Raw genomic sequence first — 15,584 nt, forward strand, 5'->3', positions numbered from 1 at the left:
ATAGTTGTTAGTTTGCTAACAACCACCATAAGGGAGACAAATCGTGATTCAACCCCAGACCTATCTCAATGTCGCAGATAACAGCGGTGCCCGGAAACTCATGTGCATCCGCGTTTTAGGCGCAGGTAACAGACGTTACGGTTTCATCGGTGACAAAATTATCGCCGTTGTTAAAGATGCTCAACCCAACATGGCTGTAAAAAAATCCGATGTTGTGGAAGCTGTGATTGTCCGCACCCGCCACAATATCCACCGAGACAGCGGTATGACTATTCGTTTTGACGATAACGCCGCAGTCATCATCAACAAAGACGGTAATCCCAGAGGTACACGCGTCTTTGGCCCTGTTGCCCGCGAATTGCGCGACAAAAACTTTACCAAAATCGTTTCTCTGGCGCCGGAGGTGCTGTAATGGCAACCACAAAGAATACACCCAAAGTATTCCATAAAATGCATGTCAAAACTGGTGACACCGTACAAGTGATTGCCGGTAAAGACAAAGGCAAAGTTGGTGAAGTCATCAAAGCACTTCCCCAACTCAGTAAAGTTGTCGTCAAAGGCGTCAACATTAAAACTAAGCACGTCAAACCCCAGCAAGAAGGGGAATCAGGTAAAATCGTTACTCAGGAAGCTCCCATCCACAGCTCTAACGTCATGCTCTATTCCACGAAGCAAAACGTCGCTAGTCGTGTTTGCTACACCTTCACCCCAGAAGGCAAGAAAGTGAGGATGCTCAAGAAAACTGGCGAAATTCTGGATAAATAAGTAGTTATTAGTCATTGGTCATTGGTCATTTGTCATTATTGACAAAGGACAAAGGACAAATAACATAGACACCCAGAGGGTGGCTTCCCGAAGGGTAAGACAAATAAAGGTTCCCTGACCAAGACCAGGGATAAACAGGACAAAAAACTATGGCGACAACAAGACTTAAAAGCCTATATCAAGAGACAATCGTCCCCAAGCTCACTAATCAGTTTCAATACACCAACATTCATCAAGTACCGAAGTTGCTCAAAGTAACTATTAACCGAGGTTTGGGGGAAGCTGCCCAAAATGCCAAGGCACTAGAAGCTTCCATCAACGAAATTGCGCTGATCACAGGTCAAAAACCAGTAGTGACACGGGCAAAAAAAGCGATCGCAGGCTTTAAAATTCGTCAAGGAATGCCTGTCGGCATTATGGTAACGCTCAGAGGCGAGAAGATGTACGCCTTTCTCGACCGACTTATTAGTTTGACACTACCGAGAATTCGAGATTTTCGCGGCATCAGCCCCAAAAGTTTTGACGGTCGCGGCAACTATACTCTGGGTGTAAGAGAACAGCTAATTTTTCCAGAAGTCGAGTACGATAGCATCGATCAAATCCGTGGTCTAGATATTTCTATCATCACCACAGCAAAAAACGACGAAGAGGGCCGCGCCTTACTTAAGGAAATGGGAATGCCCTTTCGCGATCAATAAGTTCATCTAATAGAGGGAACGATGGCGGCTAACGACACAATTGCAGATATGCTGACGCGCATCCGCAATGCCAACATGGCACGGCATCAAACTACACAAGTGCCAGCAACAAAAATGACTCGTAGTATTGCTAAAGTGCTACGAGAAGAAGGGTTTATCACTGAATTTGAAGAAGCAGGAGAAGGTATAAAGCGTAACTTGGTGATTTCCTTGAAATACAAGGGTAAGAATCGCCAGCCTCTGATTACCGCCTTAAAGCGAGTCAGTAAGCCTGGTTTGCGCGTTTACTCCAATAGAAAAGAATTACCCAGAGTACTAGGTGGTATCGGTATCGCCATTATTTCCACATCCAGTGGCATCATGACAGACCGCGAAGCGCGGCGTCAAAACTTGGGTGGAGAAGTACTTTGCTACGTTTGGTAGTCATTAGTCATTTGTCATTAGTGCAAGACAAATAACAAACGACAAATAACAAACAAAGGACAAAAAAGATCATGTCTCGTATTGGTAAACGTCCAATTACTATTCCCGCTAAAGTACAAGTGGCGATTGATGGCACTAAGGTAGTGGTGAAAGGCCCGAAAGGGGAACTTTCGCGCGACCTCTCCACGGCCGTTATAGTCTCCCAAGAAGGGGAAACATTACTAGTGAACCGTCGGGATGATACCCGTACCTCAAGACAACTGCACGGTTTGAGCCGGACTTTAGTCGCCAACATGGTAGAGGGAGTCTCCCAAGGATTTCAACGCCGCTTAGAAATTCAAGGCGTTGGTTATCGGGCACAAGTTCAAGGGCGTAACCTAGTTTTGAACATGGGTTACAGCCATCAGGTACAAATTGCTCCGCCCGAAGGTGTGCAATTTGCCGTAGAAAATAACACCAACGTCATTGTTAGTGGCTTTGACAAAGAATTAGTCGGCAACACCGCCGCTAAAATTCGTGCTGTTCGTCCACCCGAACCTTACAAAGGTAAAGGTATCCGCTATGCCGGCGAAGTGGTGAGACGTAAAGCTGGTAAGACAGGTAAGAGTGGTAAGAAGTAAAAATGAAACTTACTCGCAGAGAATCAAAACAACGTCGCCATCGACGCGTTCGTGGTAAAGTCGTCGGCTCCCCAGAACGTCCCCGGTTAGCCGTATTTCGCTCCCACGAGCATATTTATGCTCAAGTGATTGATGATACAAAACATCATACATTAGTAGCAGCCTCGACCGTAGAGCCAGAGTTGAAATCGACCATCACATCAGGCTCGAACTGTGAAGCCTCGGTGCAAGTTGGTAAATTGATCGCAGCGCGATCGCTAGAAAAAGGCATCACCAAAGTAGTCTTTGATCGCGGTGGCAACTTATACCACGGTCGCATCAAAGCGCTAGCCGAAGCCGCACGCGAGGCCGGTTTAGATTTCTAAATTGTCCATAGTCAATTGTCCTTTGTATAGCAAACAAATGACTAATGACTAATGACCCTACGGGTTCGCTAGTTGCTCATGGGAAAACCCCCAAGACCGCACTAGCTCACCAATGACTCATGACATTAAGAGAGCATTAATTATGGCAACAGGTGGTCGTCGTAAAGCAAATCGCGCCAAGAAAGAAGAAACAACCTGGCAAGAGCGGGTTATCCAGATCCGGCGTGTCAGTAAAGTAGTTAAAGGTGGTAAAAAACTCAGCTTCCGAGCAATTGTCGTCGTCGGCAACGAACGCGGTCAAGTTGGTGTTGGTGTAGGCAAAGCCTCAGATGTAATTGGTGCCGTCAAAAAAGGCGTAGCCGACGGTAAAAAACATCTCATTGACATCCCCATCACCAAATCCAACTCGATTCCCCACCCCATTGATGGTGTCGGTGGCGGTGCTAAAGTCATCATGCGACCAGCCGCACCCGGTACTGGGGTAATTGCTGGTGGCGCAGTGCGAACTGTGTTGGAATTAGCAGGAGTTCGTAATGTCCTAGCCAAGCAACTCGGCTCTAATAACCCACTCAATAACGCCAGAGCCGCAGTCAACGCCTTATCTACACTGCGTACCTTTGCCGAAGTCGCCGAAGACCGGGGTATCGCTATTGAAAATCTCTACATTTAAGTAGTCATTTGTTCTCAATTTTTAGTTTTTGCCGAGACAAATGACAATTGACAACTGAATACTTCGACTTAGCTCAGTACAAGTAACTGATAACTGATGTTTGGCTTATGAGACTCAATGACGTTAAGCCTCAAAAAGGCTCAAAAAAACGCCGTAAGCGTGTAGGTAGAGGCATTTCTGCTGGTCAAGGTGCCAGCGCTGGTTTAGGGATGCGGGGTCAAAAATCTCGTTCTGGTAGCAGTACCAGACCAGGTTTTGAAGGTGGTCAGCAGCCATTGTACCGCCGCATACCCAAGTTGAAGGGCTTTCCAGTCGTTAATCGCAAGAATTACACTACGATTAATGTAGAGAAGCTAGCCTCCCTCCCTGCTAATACAGAAGTAACTCTCACCTCCCTAAAAGCCGCAGGTATTATCACTGCTGTCAAAGGGCCGTTGAAAATTTTAGGTAATGGGGAATTGAGCGTCCCGCTCAAGGTGCAAGCAGCAGCTTTCACAGGCCAAGCTCGTAGCAAAATTGAGGCAGCTGGTGGGAGTTGTGAAGTCTTATAGTGAGCCAGCACAGCGCACTTAGATGTTAGCCAACTCGCTGCCAGCGCCTGGTTCACTATAAAGGTAGCACTCTATGATCAGTCGAGATAAAGCCCCAACGGCTCAAGAAACTTTTATGCAGATGGCTCAAGCAGCTGGGCTAAGAGGTAGGCTGCTTGTTACCGTCGGTATTTTAATTTTGGTTCGCTTAGGCATTTTCTTACCAGTGCCTGGCATTGATAGAACTAAATTTGCCGAAGCCATTTCCAGCAATAATGCCATATTCGGTTTGTTGGATATCTTTTCCGGGCGGGGACTTTCCACTTTGGGTGTCTTTGCTTTGGGAATTTTGCCCTTCATCAATGCGTCTATTATTATCCAATTGCTGACTGCCGCAATTCCTTCTTTAGAAAATTTACAGAAAAACGAAGGCGAAGCAGGTAGACGTAAAATATCACAAATTACCCGCTATGTGTCTCTAGGTTGGGCAATTATTCAAAGTGTAGCTTTCTCGGCACTGTTCTTGCAGCAATTCGCCTTAAAACCAGGCCCAGTCTTCGTGGCGGAGACAGCGATCGCACTCACAGCAGGTTCAATGTTCGTGATGTGGGCATCAGAATTAATTACCGAACGCGGTATCGGTAATGGCGCATCTCTGTTGATTTTTATCAACATTGTCGCTTCATTACCGAAATCTCTGGGTGACACCATCGAATTGGTACAAGCTGGTGGTCGAGAAATTGTTGGTAGCGTCATTGTATTAGTATTACTATTCCTCGCGACAATTGTCGGGATTGTGTTCGTCCAAGAAGGCATTCGTCGGATCCCGATTATTTCCGCTCGTCGTCAGGTAGGTAGACGAGTTTTAGCAGAGCAACGCAGTTATTTGCCCCTGCGACTCAACCAAGGCGGCGTCATGCCGATTATTTTCGCTGCTGCCATCCTCAGTTTGCCATCACTAATTGCCAATGTGACCAAAAACCCAGAGGTGACGAAGATTGTTAACAACTATCTCAGTCCCAACGGCCCCAACTCTTGGCTGTATAGCTTGGTCTACTTTATTGCAATTATTTTCTTCAGCTACTTCTATTCTTCTTTAATTGTCAACCCAGTTGATGTGGCGCAGAACTTGAAAAAAATGGGTTCTAGTATTCCTGGAATTCGTCCTGGTAAAGCTACCAGCGAGTATATCGAGCGCGTCATTAATCGGCTCACCTTTTTGGGTGCATTATTTCTGGGTTTAGTCGCCATTATCCCCACAGCTGTTGAAAGCAATTTGCCTGTGAAGACTTTTCAAGGCATAGGTGCTACCTCTTTGTTAATCATAGTTGGTGTGGCAATTGACACAGCTAAGCAAATTCAAACTTACGTAATTTCTCAGCGATATGAAGGAATGGTGAAACAATAGTGACGCGATTAATCTTCTTGGGGCCACCTGGAGCAGGTAAAGGAACTCAAGCTCAGACCTTAGCCCAACACTTACATATTCCCCACATTTCTACCGGGGAAATCTTAAGACAGGCGATGAAAGAGCAAACTCCTTTAGGGATAAAAGCTCAAAGCTATGTAGATAGCGGCGAATTAGTCCCTGACCAGCTAGTTCAGGACTTGGTACAGGAGCGGCTAGAACAACCCGATGCTCATTCAGGTTGGATTCTTGATGGTTTTCCCCGCAAGGTGACACAAGCAGCTTTCCTAGAAGAGTTGCTAGAAAAAACGCACCAAGGTGGGGAACAAGTAGTCAACCTCGATGTTCCAGATGAGGTTGTAGTAGAACGCTTACTCACTAGAGGACGAAAAGATGATACCGAAGAGGTAATTCGTCGTCGCCTAGAAGTATACCGCGCCGAAACTGCACCCCTGATTGATTATTACCGCGATCGCCAAAAACTGCTCATGGTCAATGGCAATCAGTCCCTAGAAGAAGTCACCACCAAACTGCAAAATGTCATAGCTTCTTAAACTGATAGAGGGAATGGGGTAAAGAGCAGGCTGCTAAAAGAAGATCTACATATAACCTTCCCCCTGCTCCCTTCCTGATCTCCCCACTCCCCTCACAGAAAGCAAGTCAACTTTAGCTAAGATATATTAATAAACGCTTGAAAAAATTATCAAAGTATGTTCTCTTGCAGATGAATGTACTGCAACAGAATAGGAGATTGTTGAGTTGAGGAAAAAACAAGTTGTCTAAACAAGACCTGATTGAAATGGAAGGCACCGTTACCGAGTCCTTGCCCAATGCCATGTTTCGCGTTGACTTGGACAATGGCTTTAACGTACTAGCACACATTTCTGGCAAGATTCGCCGCAATTACATCAAAATTTTACCCGGCGATCGCGTCAAAGTAGAGTTAACTCCCTACGACCTGACAAAAGGCAGAATTACCTACCGACTAAGGAAAAAGTAAATCTATGTAGAGAATTTTACCACAAAACCATCTTTTTTGGTCTTACTCAATCACTAAACTCAAATATTTTTCCAAGAAATGCTATAATTTAATATTTGGAGTCTACTACAAAGGGCATGAAAGTCAGAGCCTCAGTCAAGAAAATTTGTGAAAAATGTAACGTGATCCGACGTCGTGGTCGTGTCATGGTGATTTGTGTTAACCCCAAGCATAAGCAACGTCAAGGATAACGCCTTCACATCACCACAGCGAGGTACGTAAGACATAACCTCATTAACACTTAAAGACGCGACTAATCACGTTTTTCTAACAGCAATTGCGAGAACAAGAGGGAGAGATTCATTGTGGCACGTATTGCCGGAGTAGACCTTCCACGCGATAAGCGCGTCGAAATTGGTCTGACTTATATATATGGAATCGGATTATCACGGTCGCAAGAAATCCTCGCGGCAACAGGTGTGAATCCAGATACCCGTGTTAAAGACTTGAGTGACGCCGATGTTGCAGCCCTACGAGCAGAAGTAGAAAGTAACTACCAAGTTGAAGGTGACTTGCGGCGCTTGGAGGCAATGAACATCAAGCGCTTAATTGACATTGGTACCTACAGGGGGCGTCGTCACCGAATGGGCTTACCAGTCAGAGGGCAAAGAACTCGCACTAATGCCAGAACCCGTCGGGGGAGAAGGCAGACAGTGGCTGGTAAGAAGAAAGCACCAGGTAAATAATTCTGCAACGCTTGCTGTTTTTAGCAAGCTTTACCTTCAATTAACTAAACAAATATGGCGAGACAACCGACTAAAAAAACCGGTGGCAAAAAGCAAAAACGCAACGTCCCCAACGGGATGGCTTACATCCAGTCTACTTTCAACAATAGCATTGTCACCATTACCGATCAAAACGGAGATGTTATCTCCTGGGCTAGTGCTGGTTCTAGCGGTTTTAAGGGAGCAAAAAAGGGAACTCCTTTTGCAGCCCAAACCGCAGCTGAAAGCGCAGCGCGTCGAGCCATCGATCAAGGAATGCGCCAAATTGAGGTAATGGTCAGTGGCCCAGGAGCAGGCAGAGAAACCGCTATCCGGGCACTCCAAGGAGCAGGACTGGAAATTACCCTGATTCGGGACATTACCCCGATACCTCATAACGGTTGTCGTCCGCCCAAACGCCGCCGAGTTTAAATCTCAATTGGGTAGTGGGGTCGAAAAGTTCCAGCTAGCTAAAGCTTGTGAACACAAAAAAGCTTAAGTAAATAAAAGTGTGTTGAACTCCTTAGAGGAAGAACAACTAATCTAGAGAGAATCCAAGACACGACCCGCACTTATAAGTTTAACGGGAACTTCAAACCCTGTCGTCATCATCATGTTGGCAGTTTGATACCCAAATCCATAGGGCATCAAGTAAATTTTGGAGGACACTGGTAAAGACAGTTTTCCGAAGTTATGATCGCCGTCAGTCGATGCTCAAACTTCTGTTAGCCGTAGCAACCAAGTGTCCATTCAGGCAACTAATTGATTTGCCTGCTAGCAGCACCTGAAAAAAGGGAGGCTAATCCGTGGCGCAGTTTCAAATTGAATGTGTAGAGTCTAGTACAGAGGAAAGTCGGAGCCATTACAGCAAATTTATTCTAGAACCCCTAGAGCGCGGTCAAGGAACAACAGTCGGCAACGCGCTACGGCGGGTTTTATTGTCCAATCTGGAGGGAACAGCAGTCACAGCAGTGAGAATTGCAGGTGTTTCCCACGAGTTTGCCACAGTCACCGGCGTGCGGGAAGACGTGCTAGAAATCCTCATGCGAATGAAAGAGGTGATCTTAAAAAGCTATTCCTCTCAAGCTCAGATTGGCCGATTGCTCGTTAACGGGCCAGCAACAGTTACTGCGGCACATTTTGATTTGCCCAGTGAAGTAGAAGTCATCGATCCGACCCAGTATGTTGCCACCCTAGCAGAGGGTGGAAAACTAGAAATGGAATTTCGGATTGAGAGAGGCAAAGGATATCGCACAGTAGAGCGAGGACGTGAAGAAGCTACATCTTTAGATTTCTTGCAAATCGACTCCATATTTATGCCAGTGCGAAAGGTAAATTATAGTGTCGAGGAAGCTCGTGGAGATGGCTCGATTACAAAAGACAGACTGTTATTAGAAGTCTGGACAAATGGCAGTGTCTCCCCTCAAGAAGCACTATCTTCAGCCGCTGGGATCTTGGTAGATTTATTCAACCCACTCAAGGATATCTCCTTAGAACCAACAGATACAGGTTCAGATATTCCAGACGATCCAACTGCTCAAATTCCCATCGAGGAATTGCAACTTTCTGTCCGGGCATACAATTGTCTCAAGCGGGCACAAGTTAACTCTGTGGCTGACTTGTTAGATTACACCCAAGAAGACTTGTTAGAAATCAAGAACTTTGGTCAGAAATCAGCAGAAGAAGTAGTTGAAGCCTTGCAGCGCCGCTTGGGCATCACACTGCCACAAGAGCGAGGCTCTAAACATCCATAAGCGAAAAACCCTTCCTTAGTTATATATAGTACACGATTATGCGCCACCGTTGTCGCGTCAAACAACTCAGCAAACCAGCCGACCAGCGCCGCGCTTTATTGCGATCGCTCACTACCGAGCTGATCCGTCATGGTCGCATCACCACCACTTTAATTAGAGCGAAAGTTTTACGCTCGGAAGCGGAAAAAATGATTACTCTAGCCAAAAACGGCTCCTTGACAGCACGCCGCGAAGCTTTAGGCTACATCTACGACAAAAAATTAGTTCACGCTCTATTTGAGCAAGCACCCACTCGCTATGGGAATCGCCAAGGAGGCTATACCCGCATCCTGCATACCGTGCCGCGTCGTGGTGACAATGCCCAAATGGCAATAATTGAACTGGTATAAGTCATTTGTCATTGGTGAGCTAGTGCGGTCTTGGGGGTTTTCCCCATGAGCAACTAGCGAACCCGTAGGGTCATTAGTAACGACAAAGGACAGATGACAAATAACCAAATTCTTTATGCTAGAAAGCCACCAGCCTAAACCTACCGAACGAGTAGCCCTGGTAATTCAATACCTGGGCACTCATTTTCATGGCTGGCAAAGGCAAAAGCAGCATCGCACTGTCCAAGAAGAGATAGAAACAGCGATCGCTAAAATTGTGGGGTATCATGTGACACTACACGGTGCCGGGCGAACCGATGCCGGAGTTCACGCAGCTGCTCAAGTCGCCCATTTTGAAGCAGCAAGCATGATTCCACCACACAAGTGGGCAACAGTTCTCAATAGCTACCTGCCCCAAGATATCTTGATCAGGGCTTCAGCTAGTGTAGACAACCGTTGGCACGCTCGTTTTAGTGCAGCGTATCGTCGGTATCGCTACACAATATACACTGAAGGCAGACCGAACTTATTCGTCGAACCCTTCAGTTGGCATTATTATCATGCACCCCTGGATGAATGCTTAATTCAAGCTGCCTTGAAACCACTGATGGGAAAACACCATTTAGCGGCTTTTCACCGCGCTGGCTCCAAAAGAGCGCATTCTTGGGTAGAAGTGCAAGCAGCAGAGTGTCGTCGCAAGGGGCCATTTCTCCATATTGAAATTCAAGCAGATGGATTTTTATACGGCATGGTGCGGCTATTAGTAGGAATGTTAGTACAAGTCGGTGGCAAACAGCGATCGCTGACTAGCTTCACTGAACTGTGGAAAGAACAACGTCGAGAAGAAGTCAAACACGCCGCACCTGCCCAAGGCTTATGCTTATTACGAGTCGGCTATCCCAATTTTCCCTTTTCCCCAGAGATCTGGTATGACACTCTGCCAGAATTCGTCATTGGTCATTAGTGAATGACAAAGGAAACAAATCACAACTTGCCCTGAGCGTTCGCGCAGCGTCTCTGAAAGCAGAAGTCAAAGGGATGACAAATAACAAAGGACAAACGACAAATGACAACCAACAAAACCTACCTTCCCCCTCAAGAATCTCTTGAGCGTGAGTGGTACGTAGTCGATGCTACAGACAAGCGCTTAGGCCGCCTCGCCAGCGAAATCGCTATGGTACTCAGAGGCAAAAAGAAAGCAGAATACACTCCCCACCTGGATACAGGCGACTTCGTAATCGTGGTCAATGCTGAAAAAGTAGCCGTCACAGGTAAAAAGCGTAGCCAAAAAGTTTACCGTAACCACTCAGGTCGTCCTGGCGGGATGAAGACAGAAACCTTCGCCAAACTGCAACAGCGCATTCCAGAACGGATTGTAGAACACGCTGTCAAAGGTATGCTACCTAAAAATAGTCTGGGTAGGCAGCTGTTCACCAAACTCAAAGTCTACGCAGGGCCGACTCATCCTCACGAAGCCCAAAAACCTAAAGAACTCAAGATTAATACAATTCCTGGAGCAGAAAGTTAATGGTAGTAGCAGAAACCACTAGTGGGCGTGCTGTGTACTGGGGTACTGGCCGACGCAAATCCGCAGTAGCACGAGTACGTCTAATTCCCGGTGAGGGGAAATTTATTGTCAATGGCAAAGATGGAAATTTGTATTTCCAATTCAACGCTAACTACCTTGGTCTGATCAAAGCTCCTCTGGAAACTTTGGGACTAGAAAACGAATACGACATTTTGGTAAAAGCTGAGGGTGGTGGCTTAACAGGTCAGGCTGATTCTATTCGCTTAGGAGTTGCCCGTGCCCTATGCCAGCTAGACCCAGACAACCGCTCACCTCTGAAAATAGAAGGCTACTTAACTCGCGATCCTCGGGCAAAAGAACGCAAAAAGTATGGTTTACACAAAGCCCGGAAAGCACCTCAGTACTCCAAGCGATAAGCGATTGGGGATCGGGTATTGTCATTTGTCATTGATTATTCTCCGCGTCCCCCCATCTTTGCGTCTTCCCCAACCCCCAGTCCCAAAAAAGTTATAATTTTTATAGAATCACCACAAATGAACAATGGCTAAATCTGATATTCATCCCAAGTGGTACCCAGACGCAAAAGTTTACTGCAACGGTCAAGTTGTGATGACTGTTGGCTCTACCAAACCAGAATTACACGTAGATGTTTGGTCTGGAAACCACCCCTTTTACACTGGTACTCAGAAGATTATTGACACCGAAGGTCGTGTTGAGCGCTTCCTTCGCAAATACGGTATGTCAAGCGAACAAACCTCCGGCGGCAAAAAGAAAAAGTAGCGGGTTGGCTCTGCTGTTAACGACGGCCCTGCATCAGTTGCTGGGTCGATTGTCATTTTTTGCTGAGCCAACTTGTTATTTTAAGGAGTGTTGTATTTTCATGGCTGAAACATACCTGCTGGAGAAATTAAAATCCGTTGAACAAACTTTTAATGAACTGACTCGTCGCTTGGCAGACCCTGATACGGCCAAAAATCCCGATGAATATCAAAAAATTGCTAGGTCTCGTTCTTCTTTGGAAGAGGTAGTCGATACTTACGAAACTTGGAAAACTGCCCAGGAAGACTTGACAGGGGCACGTCAAGTACTCAAAGAGGCAAGTAGTGATCTAGAACTCCAAGAAATGGCTGCCCTGGAAGTAGATGAGTTAGAACAAAAGCTGGAATATTTAGAAACTCGCTTGAAAATCTTGCTTTTACCCCGCGATCCCAACGATGATAAAAACATCATGTTGGAAATTCGTGCTGGCACTGGTGGTGATGAGGCGAGTATCTGGGCTGGTGATTTACTGCGAATGTACTCCCGCTATGCCGATGTCCAGAACTGGAAAGTAAAACTGGTGAGTGAATCACTCGGAGAAATGGGCGGTTTCAAAGAGGTAATCCTGGAAATTCAGGGTGAGAGCGTTTATAGCAAGCTGAAGTTTGAGGCAGGAGTACATCGCGTGCAGCGTGTACCAGCAACTGAAGCTGGGGGACGAGTTCATACCTCAACTGCCACAGTAGCAATTATGCCAGAAGTAGATGATGTAGAGATTCATATTGATCCCAAAGATATTGAAATGACTACAGCTCGTTCTGGTGGTGCTGGCGGGCAAAATGTCAACAAGGTGGAAACAGCAGTTGACTTGATGCACAAACCTACAGGAATTAGAATTTTCTGTACTGAAGAACGTAGCCAGTTGCAAAACAAAGAACGGGCGATGCAGATTCTACGGGCAAAGTTGTATGAGATGAAGTTACGTGAACAACAAGAGGCTGTAACTTCTATGCGGCGATCGCAAGTAGGTACAGGATCACGATCGGAAAAAATTCGCACCTATAATTACAAAGATAACCGCGTTACCGACCACCGTTTAGGTCAAAACTATTCTCTTAACCCCGTTTTGGAAGGGGATTTAGAGACAGTAATCCAATCTTGTATCTCTTTAGATCAGCAAGAACGGCTGGCGGAGTTAGCAACTTCTGCCACTAACTAATTTTTGCCGTTAAAAATCCTGTCAAACCACTTGTTGTATTGTTACTTTTAACACACAGGTGGTTTTCTCATATCGCGTGGAGTGCATTTTCCATTTCACTGGGATCATCTAAGAAGCTATGGACAAACCTTTTTTGTATGAACAAGACTTCTATGGCTGGACACAGCAGCAGGCTAAAGCGTTAGAGCAGAGGCTGGTTACGGAACTAGACTGGCAACACCTGCAAGAGGAAATTCAAGCTTTGGGCAGACAGGAATATCGGGAACTCGTAAGCCGTCTAAGTGTATTACTCGGTCATCTCTTGAAATGGGAGTATCAACCCGAACAACGCTCTCGCAGTTGGTTTTTAACAATTCGAGAACAGCGTCGCGCCATCCGCAGGCATCTGCGACATAACCCTAGCTTAAAGTCTCGAATAGAAGAAGTTTTGTTAGATGGGTTTGAAGCGGGAGTCGATTTGGCACTACGAGAAACTAACTTACCATTACGAACTTTTCCAGAACATTGCCCCTATCTATTTGATGATGCGATCGCAGACAATTTTCTGTGCGATACTCGTCAAGACTGGGAAGGATAATTCCTGCACATAAACAGACGATACCCCAATTTACTTCGTAGAAGTGCAAGTTAATTTTTGTTAATATTGGAAGCGGTGTTATTACTTCGTCCTCAACCACCCACTCCTACCTGAGAGAAACTCGATGATGCGACTAGAACATATCAGTAAAATTTATCCTACAGGCGAAGTTCTCAAAGATATCAACTGGGAAGTCAAACCAGGCGATCGCATCGGCTTAGTCGGTGTCAACGGTGCGGGAAAATCTACCCAACTGAAAATTATCACTGGGGAAATTGAACCCACTGCTGGCGAAATTATTCGTCCATCTAGCTTACACATAGCCTACCTCAACCAGGAATTTGAAGTAGACCCCAGTCGCACTGTTAGAGAAGAATTTTGGACAGTCTTTAAGGAAGCTAACCAAGTACAGTTATCTCTCGGACAAGTACAGCGAGATATGGAGGTAGCTAGCCCAGAAGAACTGGATAAACTAATTAATAAGTTAGATCGCTTGCAGCGGCAATTTGAAGGCTTGGATGGCTATGGTTTAGATGCACGCATCGGTAAAATTTTACCAGAGATGGGGTTTCAGGTAGAAGATGGCGATCGCCTTGTGAGCGCCTTCAGTGGTGGTTGGCAGATGCGGATGAGTTTAGGTAAAATCCTCTTGCAAGCACCCGACTTATTGCTGCTAGACGAGCCAACTAACCATCTGGATTTAGAAACCATTGAGTGGTTGGAAAATTACCTCAAAGGGCTGACGACTCCAATGGTCATAGTTTCTCATGACCGGGAGTTTCTTGACCGTCTTTGCACTCAAATTGTCGAAACTGAACGCGGTGTTTCCGCTACCTATCTTGGCAATTACTCCACATACCTGCAACAAAAAGCCGAAAATCAATCAGCACAACTCAGCGCCTTTGAACGTCAACAGAAAGAATTAGACAAACAACAAGCCTTTGTAGATAGATTTCGCGCCAGTGCGACGCGCAGTACTCAGGCAAAAAGCCGGGAAAAGCAACTCGAAAAAGTCGAACGCATTGAAGCACCGACAGCGAGTGTGAGAACGTTACACTTCCGCTTTCCTGATGCACCCCGCAGCGGACGAGAGGTGGTAGAAATTAAGGATTTAACTCATATTTATGATGATAAGATTCTGTTTTTGGGAGCGAATCTGCTGATTGAAAGAGGCGATCGTATTGCTTTTCTTGGCCCTAATGGTGCAGGAAAATCTACGCTACTGCGCGTGATTATGGGGATGGAACAACCCACAGAAGGCATTGTCAAATTGGGCGATCATAATGTTATTCCTGGTTACTTTGAGCAAAATCAAGCAGAGGCTTTAGACTTGAAAAAAACCGTCATGGAAACGATCCATGATGAAGTTCCCGATTGGAAAAATGAAGAAGTTCGCACACTTTTGGGAAGGTTTTTGTTCACTGGTGACACAGTATTTAAGCCAGTTGGAGCCTTGAGTGGAGGAGAAAAAGCTCGCCTAGCTTTGGCAAAAATGCTCTTACGCCCCGCGAATTTGATTATTTTAGATGAGCCGACAAACCATCTAGATATTCCAGCTAAAGAAATGATGGAAGAAGCACTGCAAAACTATGATGGCACAGCGATCGTGGTTTCCCATGACCGCTATTTTATCTCGCAAGTAGCTAATAAAATAGTCGAAATTCGTGATGGTGAATTCCGCGTTTATTTAGGAGATTACCATTATTATCTTCAGAAAATTGCTGAGGAAAAAGAGCTAGCAAAATTAGCTGCAATAGAAGCTGAAAAAGCAGCGAAGAAAGCTGCTAAAGCTGCTAAAGCTGGTGGAAAACGTAAATAAAGGGAATAGAAGAAACTCATCTACCCACAAGAAGTGGGGTTTTAAAGCTTCCGTGTCCCCGCATCTGTGCGTCAATTCTAATGAGTAAATCTCCAACGGAACCTGATAAATGTTTAGACAGAATTAATTACGTACATTGTTCTGCTACTCCCTACTCCCTCTCTCCACGAATGAATTTAATTTTGCCCAACTACTTATTACCCTAAAAAATACCATACAAAAATTACTAAACATTAAAAAATGTCTAAAAAAACTGCAAGTTCTTCATAAAAGAAGGTGATAAGCAGAAATTCACTTGCGGCAGGGATTAGCAATGGTATCATTCGGGTATTACAAAA

Annotated in this window: 23 protein-coding genes; all 23 read left to right on the plus strand. The window is 45.5% G+C overall.

The window, feature by feature from the left end:
* The first annotated feature begins 43 nt into the window (after window positions 1-43).
* The 23 genes from rplN to abc-f all read left to right on the plus strand — a co-directional run bounded on the left by rplN (window position 44) and on the right by abc-f (window position 15,246).
* On the plus strand, window positions 44-412 hold the full coding sequence (gene rplN, locus AC5JMF_RS06920; RefSeq protein WP_495794966.1) for a 50S ribosomal protein L14: 369 nt from the start codon (window positions 44-46) through the stop codon (window positions 410-412).
* Window positions 412-765, plus strand: a complete 354-nt coding sequence (gene rplX / locus AC5JMF_RS06925) for a 50S ribosomal protein L24 (RefSeq protein WP_495794967.1) — start codon at window positions 412-414, stop codon at window positions 763-765. The genes rplN and rplX overlap by 1 nt, the downstream gene beginning before the upstream one ends.
* 149 nt (window positions 766-914) lie before the next feature.
* Complete coding sequence (gene rplE / locus AC5JMF_RS06930) at window positions 915-1,463, plus strand: 50S ribosomal protein L5 (protein ID WP_495794968.1); 549 nt, start codon at window positions 915-917, stop codon at window positions 1,461-1,463.
* 21 nt (window positions 1,464-1,484) lie between these two features.
* Entirely contained in the window at window positions 1,485-1,886 is a 402-nt protein-coding gene (gene rpsH / locus AC5JMF_RS06935) for a 30S ribosomal protein S8 (RefSeq protein WP_495794969.1), read from the plus strand.
* 71 nt (window positions 1,887-1,957) lie between these two features.
* Entirely contained in the window at window positions 1,958-2,506 is a 549-nt protein-coding gene (gene rplF, locus AC5JMF_RS06940) for a 50S ribosomal protein L6 (RefSeq protein WP_495794970.1), read from the plus strand.
* 2 nt (window positions 2,507-2,508) lie between these two features.
* Window positions 2,509-2,871 (plus strand): 50S ribosomal protein L18, encoded by a 363-nt coding sequence (gene rplR, locus AC5JMF_RS06945; protein WP_495794971.1) that lies wholly within the window; start codon window positions 2,509-2,511, stop codon window positions 2,869-2,871.
* 142 nt (window positions 2,872-3,013) lie between these two features.
* Window positions 3,014-3,541 (plus strand): 30S ribosomal protein S5, encoded by a 528-nt coding sequence (gene rpsE / locus AC5JMF_RS06950; protein ID WP_495795006.1) that lies wholly within the window; start codon window positions 3,014-3,016, stop codon window positions 3,539-3,541.
* Between the two features lie 107 nt (window positions 3,542-3,648).
* Window positions 3,649-4,092, plus strand: coding sequence for a 50S ribosomal protein L15 (gene rplO, locus AC5JMF_RS06955; RefSeq protein ID WP_495794972.1), 444 nt, complete (start codon window positions 3,649-3,651; stop codon window positions 4,090-4,092).
* A 73-nt stretch (window positions 4,093-4,165) separates the two neighbouring features.
* Complete coding sequence (gene secY, locus AC5JMF_RS06960; protein WP_495794973.1) at window positions 4,166-5,479, plus strand: preprotein translocase subunit SecY; 1,314 nt, start codon at window positions 4,166-4,168, stop codon at window positions 5,477-5,479.
* Window positions 5,479-6,033 (plus strand): adenylate kinase, encoded by a 555-nt coding sequence (locus AC5JMF_RS06965; RefSeq protein ID WP_495794974.1) that lies wholly within the window; start codon window positions 5,479-5,481, stop codon window positions 6,031-6,033. The genes secY and AC5JMF_RS06965 overlap by 1 nt, the downstream gene beginning before the upstream one ends.
* Window positions 6,034-6,254: 221 nt before the next feature.
* Complete coding sequence (infA, locus tag AC5JMF_RS06970) at window positions 6,255-6,479, plus strand: translation initiation factor IF-1 (RefSeq protein WP_006276978.1); 225 nt, start codon at window positions 6,255-6,257, stop codon at window positions 6,477-6,479.
* 116 nt (window positions 6,480-6,595) lie between these two features.
* Window positions 6,596-6,709 (plus strand): 50S ribosomal protein L36, encoded by a 114-nt coding sequence (gene rpmJ / locus AC5JMF_RS06975; RefSeq protein WP_010998333.1) that lies wholly within the window; start codon window positions 6,596-6,598, stop codon window positions 6,707-6,709.
* A gap of 114 nt (window positions 6,710-6,823) precedes the next feature.
* On the plus strand, window positions 6,824-7,204 hold the full coding sequence (gene rpsM / locus AC5JMF_RS06980) for a 30S ribosomal protein S13 (protein ID WP_495794975.1): 381 nt from the start codon (window positions 6,824-6,826) through the stop codon (window positions 7,202-7,204).
* A 54-nt stretch (window positions 7,205-7,258) separates the two neighbouring features.
* Window positions 7,259-7,654, plus strand: coding sequence for a 30S ribosomal protein S11 (gene rpsK, locus AC5JMF_RS06985; protein WP_495794976.1), 396 nt, complete (start codon window positions 7,259-7,261; stop codon window positions 7,652-7,654).
* A gap of 374 nt (window positions 7,655-8,028) precedes the next feature.
* Window positions 8,029-8,976 (plus strand): DNA-directed RNA polymerase subunit alpha, encoded by a 948-nt coding sequence (locus AC5JMF_RS06990; RefSeq protein ID WP_495794977.1) that lies wholly within the window; start codon window positions 8,029-8,031, stop codon window positions 8,974-8,976.
* 38 nt (window positions 8,977-9,014) lie between these two features.
* On the plus strand, window positions 9,015-9,365 hold the full coding sequence (gene rplQ / locus AC5JMF_RS06995; RefSeq protein ID WP_495794978.1) for a 50S ribosomal protein L17: 351 nt from the start codon (window positions 9,015-9,017) through the stop codon (window positions 9,363-9,365).
* 115 nt (window positions 9,366-9,480) lie between these two features.
* On the plus strand, window positions 9,481-10,308 hold the full coding sequence (truA, locus tag AC5JMF_RS07000; RefSeq protein ID WP_495794979.1) for a tRNA pseudouridine(38-40) synthase TruA: 828 nt from the start codon (window positions 9,481-9,483) through the stop codon (window positions 10,306-10,308).
* A gap of 102 nt (window positions 10,309-10,410) precedes the next feature.
* On the plus strand, window positions 10,411-10,872 hold the full coding sequence (rplM, locus tag AC5JMF_RS07005; RefSeq protein WP_495794980.1) for a 50S ribosomal protein L13: 462 nt from the start codon (window positions 10,411-10,413) through the stop codon (window positions 10,870-10,872).
* Window positions 10,872-11,288, plus strand: coding sequence for a 30S ribosomal protein S9 (gene rpsI, locus AC5JMF_RS07010; protein ID WP_495794981.1), 417 nt, complete (start codon window positions 10,872-10,874; stop codon window positions 11,286-11,288). The genes rplM and rpsI overlap by 1 nt, the downstream gene beginning before the upstream one ends.
* A 124-nt stretch (window positions 11,289-11,412) precedes the next feature.
* Window positions 11,413-11,652, plus strand: coding sequence for a 50S ribosomal protein L31 (gene rpmE, locus AC5JMF_RS07015; protein WP_495794982.1), 240 nt, complete (start codon window positions 11,413-11,415; stop codon window positions 11,650-11,652).
* A gap of 100 nt (window positions 11,653-11,752) precedes the next feature.
* Window positions 11,753-12,850 (plus strand): peptide chain release factor 1, encoded by a 1,098-nt coding sequence (gene prfA, locus AC5JMF_RS07020; RefSeq protein WP_495794983.1) that lies wholly within the window; start codon window positions 11,753-11,755, stop codon window positions 12,848-12,850.
* A 118-nt stretch (window positions 12,851-12,968) separates the two neighbouring features.
* Window positions 12,969-13,427, plus strand: coding sequence for a DUF29 domain-containing protein (locus AC5JMF_RS07025; protein WP_495794984.1), 459 nt, complete (start codon window positions 12,969-12,971; stop codon window positions 13,425-13,427).
* A 124-nt stretch (window positions 13,428-13,551) separates the two neighbouring features.
* Window positions 13,552-15,246: a ribosomal protection-like ABC-F family protein gene (gene abc-f / locus AC5JMF_RS07030; RefSeq protein WP_495794985.1), complete on the plus strand. Its 1,695-nt coding sequence runs from the start codon at window positions 13,552-13,554 to the stop codon at window positions 15,244-15,246.
* The last annotated feature ends 338 nt before the right edge of the window (window positions 15,247-15,584 follow it).

This window comes from Desmonostoc vinosum (assembly GCF_059505385.1).

Bases quoted from the DNA above. Each gene is read 5' to 3' on its own strand.
- rplF (WP_495794970.1), top strand. From the start codon at position 1,958: ATGTCTCGTATTGGTAAACGTCCAATTACTATTCCCGCTAAAGTACAA.
- rpsI (WP_495794981.1), top strand. From the start codon at position 10,872: ATGGTAGTAGCAGAAACCACTAGTGGGCGTGCTGTGTACTGGGGTACT.
- secY (WP_495794973.1), top strand. From the start codon at position 4,166: ATGATCAGTCGAGATAAAGCCCCAACGGCTCAAGAAACTTTTATGCAG.
- rplO (WP_495794972.1), top strand. From the start codon at position 3,649: ATGAGACTCAATGACGTTAAGCCTCAAAAAGGCTCAAAAAAACGCCGT.
- prfA (WP_495794983.1), top strand. From the start codon at position 11,753: ATGGCTGAAACATACCTGCTGGAGAAATTAAAATCCGTTGAACAAACT.
- rplR (WP_495794971.1), top strand. From the start codon at position 2,509: ATGAAACTTACTCGCAGAGAATCAAAACAACGTCGCCATCGACGCGTT.
- rplQ (WP_495794978.1), top strand. From the start codon at position 9,015: ATGCGCCACCGTTGTCGCGTCAAACAACTCAGCAAACCAGCCGACCAG.
- abc-f (WP_495794985.1), top strand. From the start codon at position 13,552: ATGATGCGACTAGAACATATCAGTAAAATTTATCCTACAGGCGAAGTT.
- rpsK (WP_495794976.1), top strand. From the start codon at position 7,259: ATGGCGAGACAACCGACTAAAAAAACCGGTGGCAAAAAGCAAAAACGC.
- rplX (WP_495794967.1), top strand. From the start codon at position 412: ATGGCAACCACAAAGAATACACCCAAAGTATTCCATAAAATGCATGTC.
- rpsH (WP_495794969.1), top strand. From the start codon at position 1,485: ATGGCGGCTAACGACACAATTGCAGATATGCTGACGCGCATCCGCAAT.
- rplM (WP_495794980.1), top strand. From the start codon at position 10,411: ATGACAACCAACAAAACCTACCTTCCCCCTCAAGAATCTCTTGAGCGT.
- rpmJ (WP_010998333.1), top strand. From the start codon at position 6,596: ATGAAAGTCAGAGCCTCAGTCAAGAAAATTTGTGAAAAATGTAACGTG.
- truA (WP_495794979.1), top strand. From the start codon at position 9,481: ATGCTAGAAAGCCACCAGCCTAAACCTACCGAACGAGTAGCCCTGGTA.
- rpmE (WP_495794982.1), top strand. From the start codon at position 11,413: ATGGCTAAATCTGATATTCATCCCAAGTGGTACCCAGACGCAAAAGTT.
- rplE (WP_495794968.1), top strand. From the start codon at position 915: ATGGCGACAACAAGACTTAAAAGCCTATATCAAGAGACAATCGTCCCC.
- AC5JMF_RS07025 (WP_495794984.1), top strand. From the start codon at position 12,969: ATGGACAAACCTTTTTTGTATGAACAAGACTTCTATGGCTGGACACAG.
- rpsE (WP_495795006.1), top strand. From the start codon at position 3,014: ATGGCAACAGGTGGTCGTCGTAAAGCAAATCGCGCCAAGAAAGAAGAA.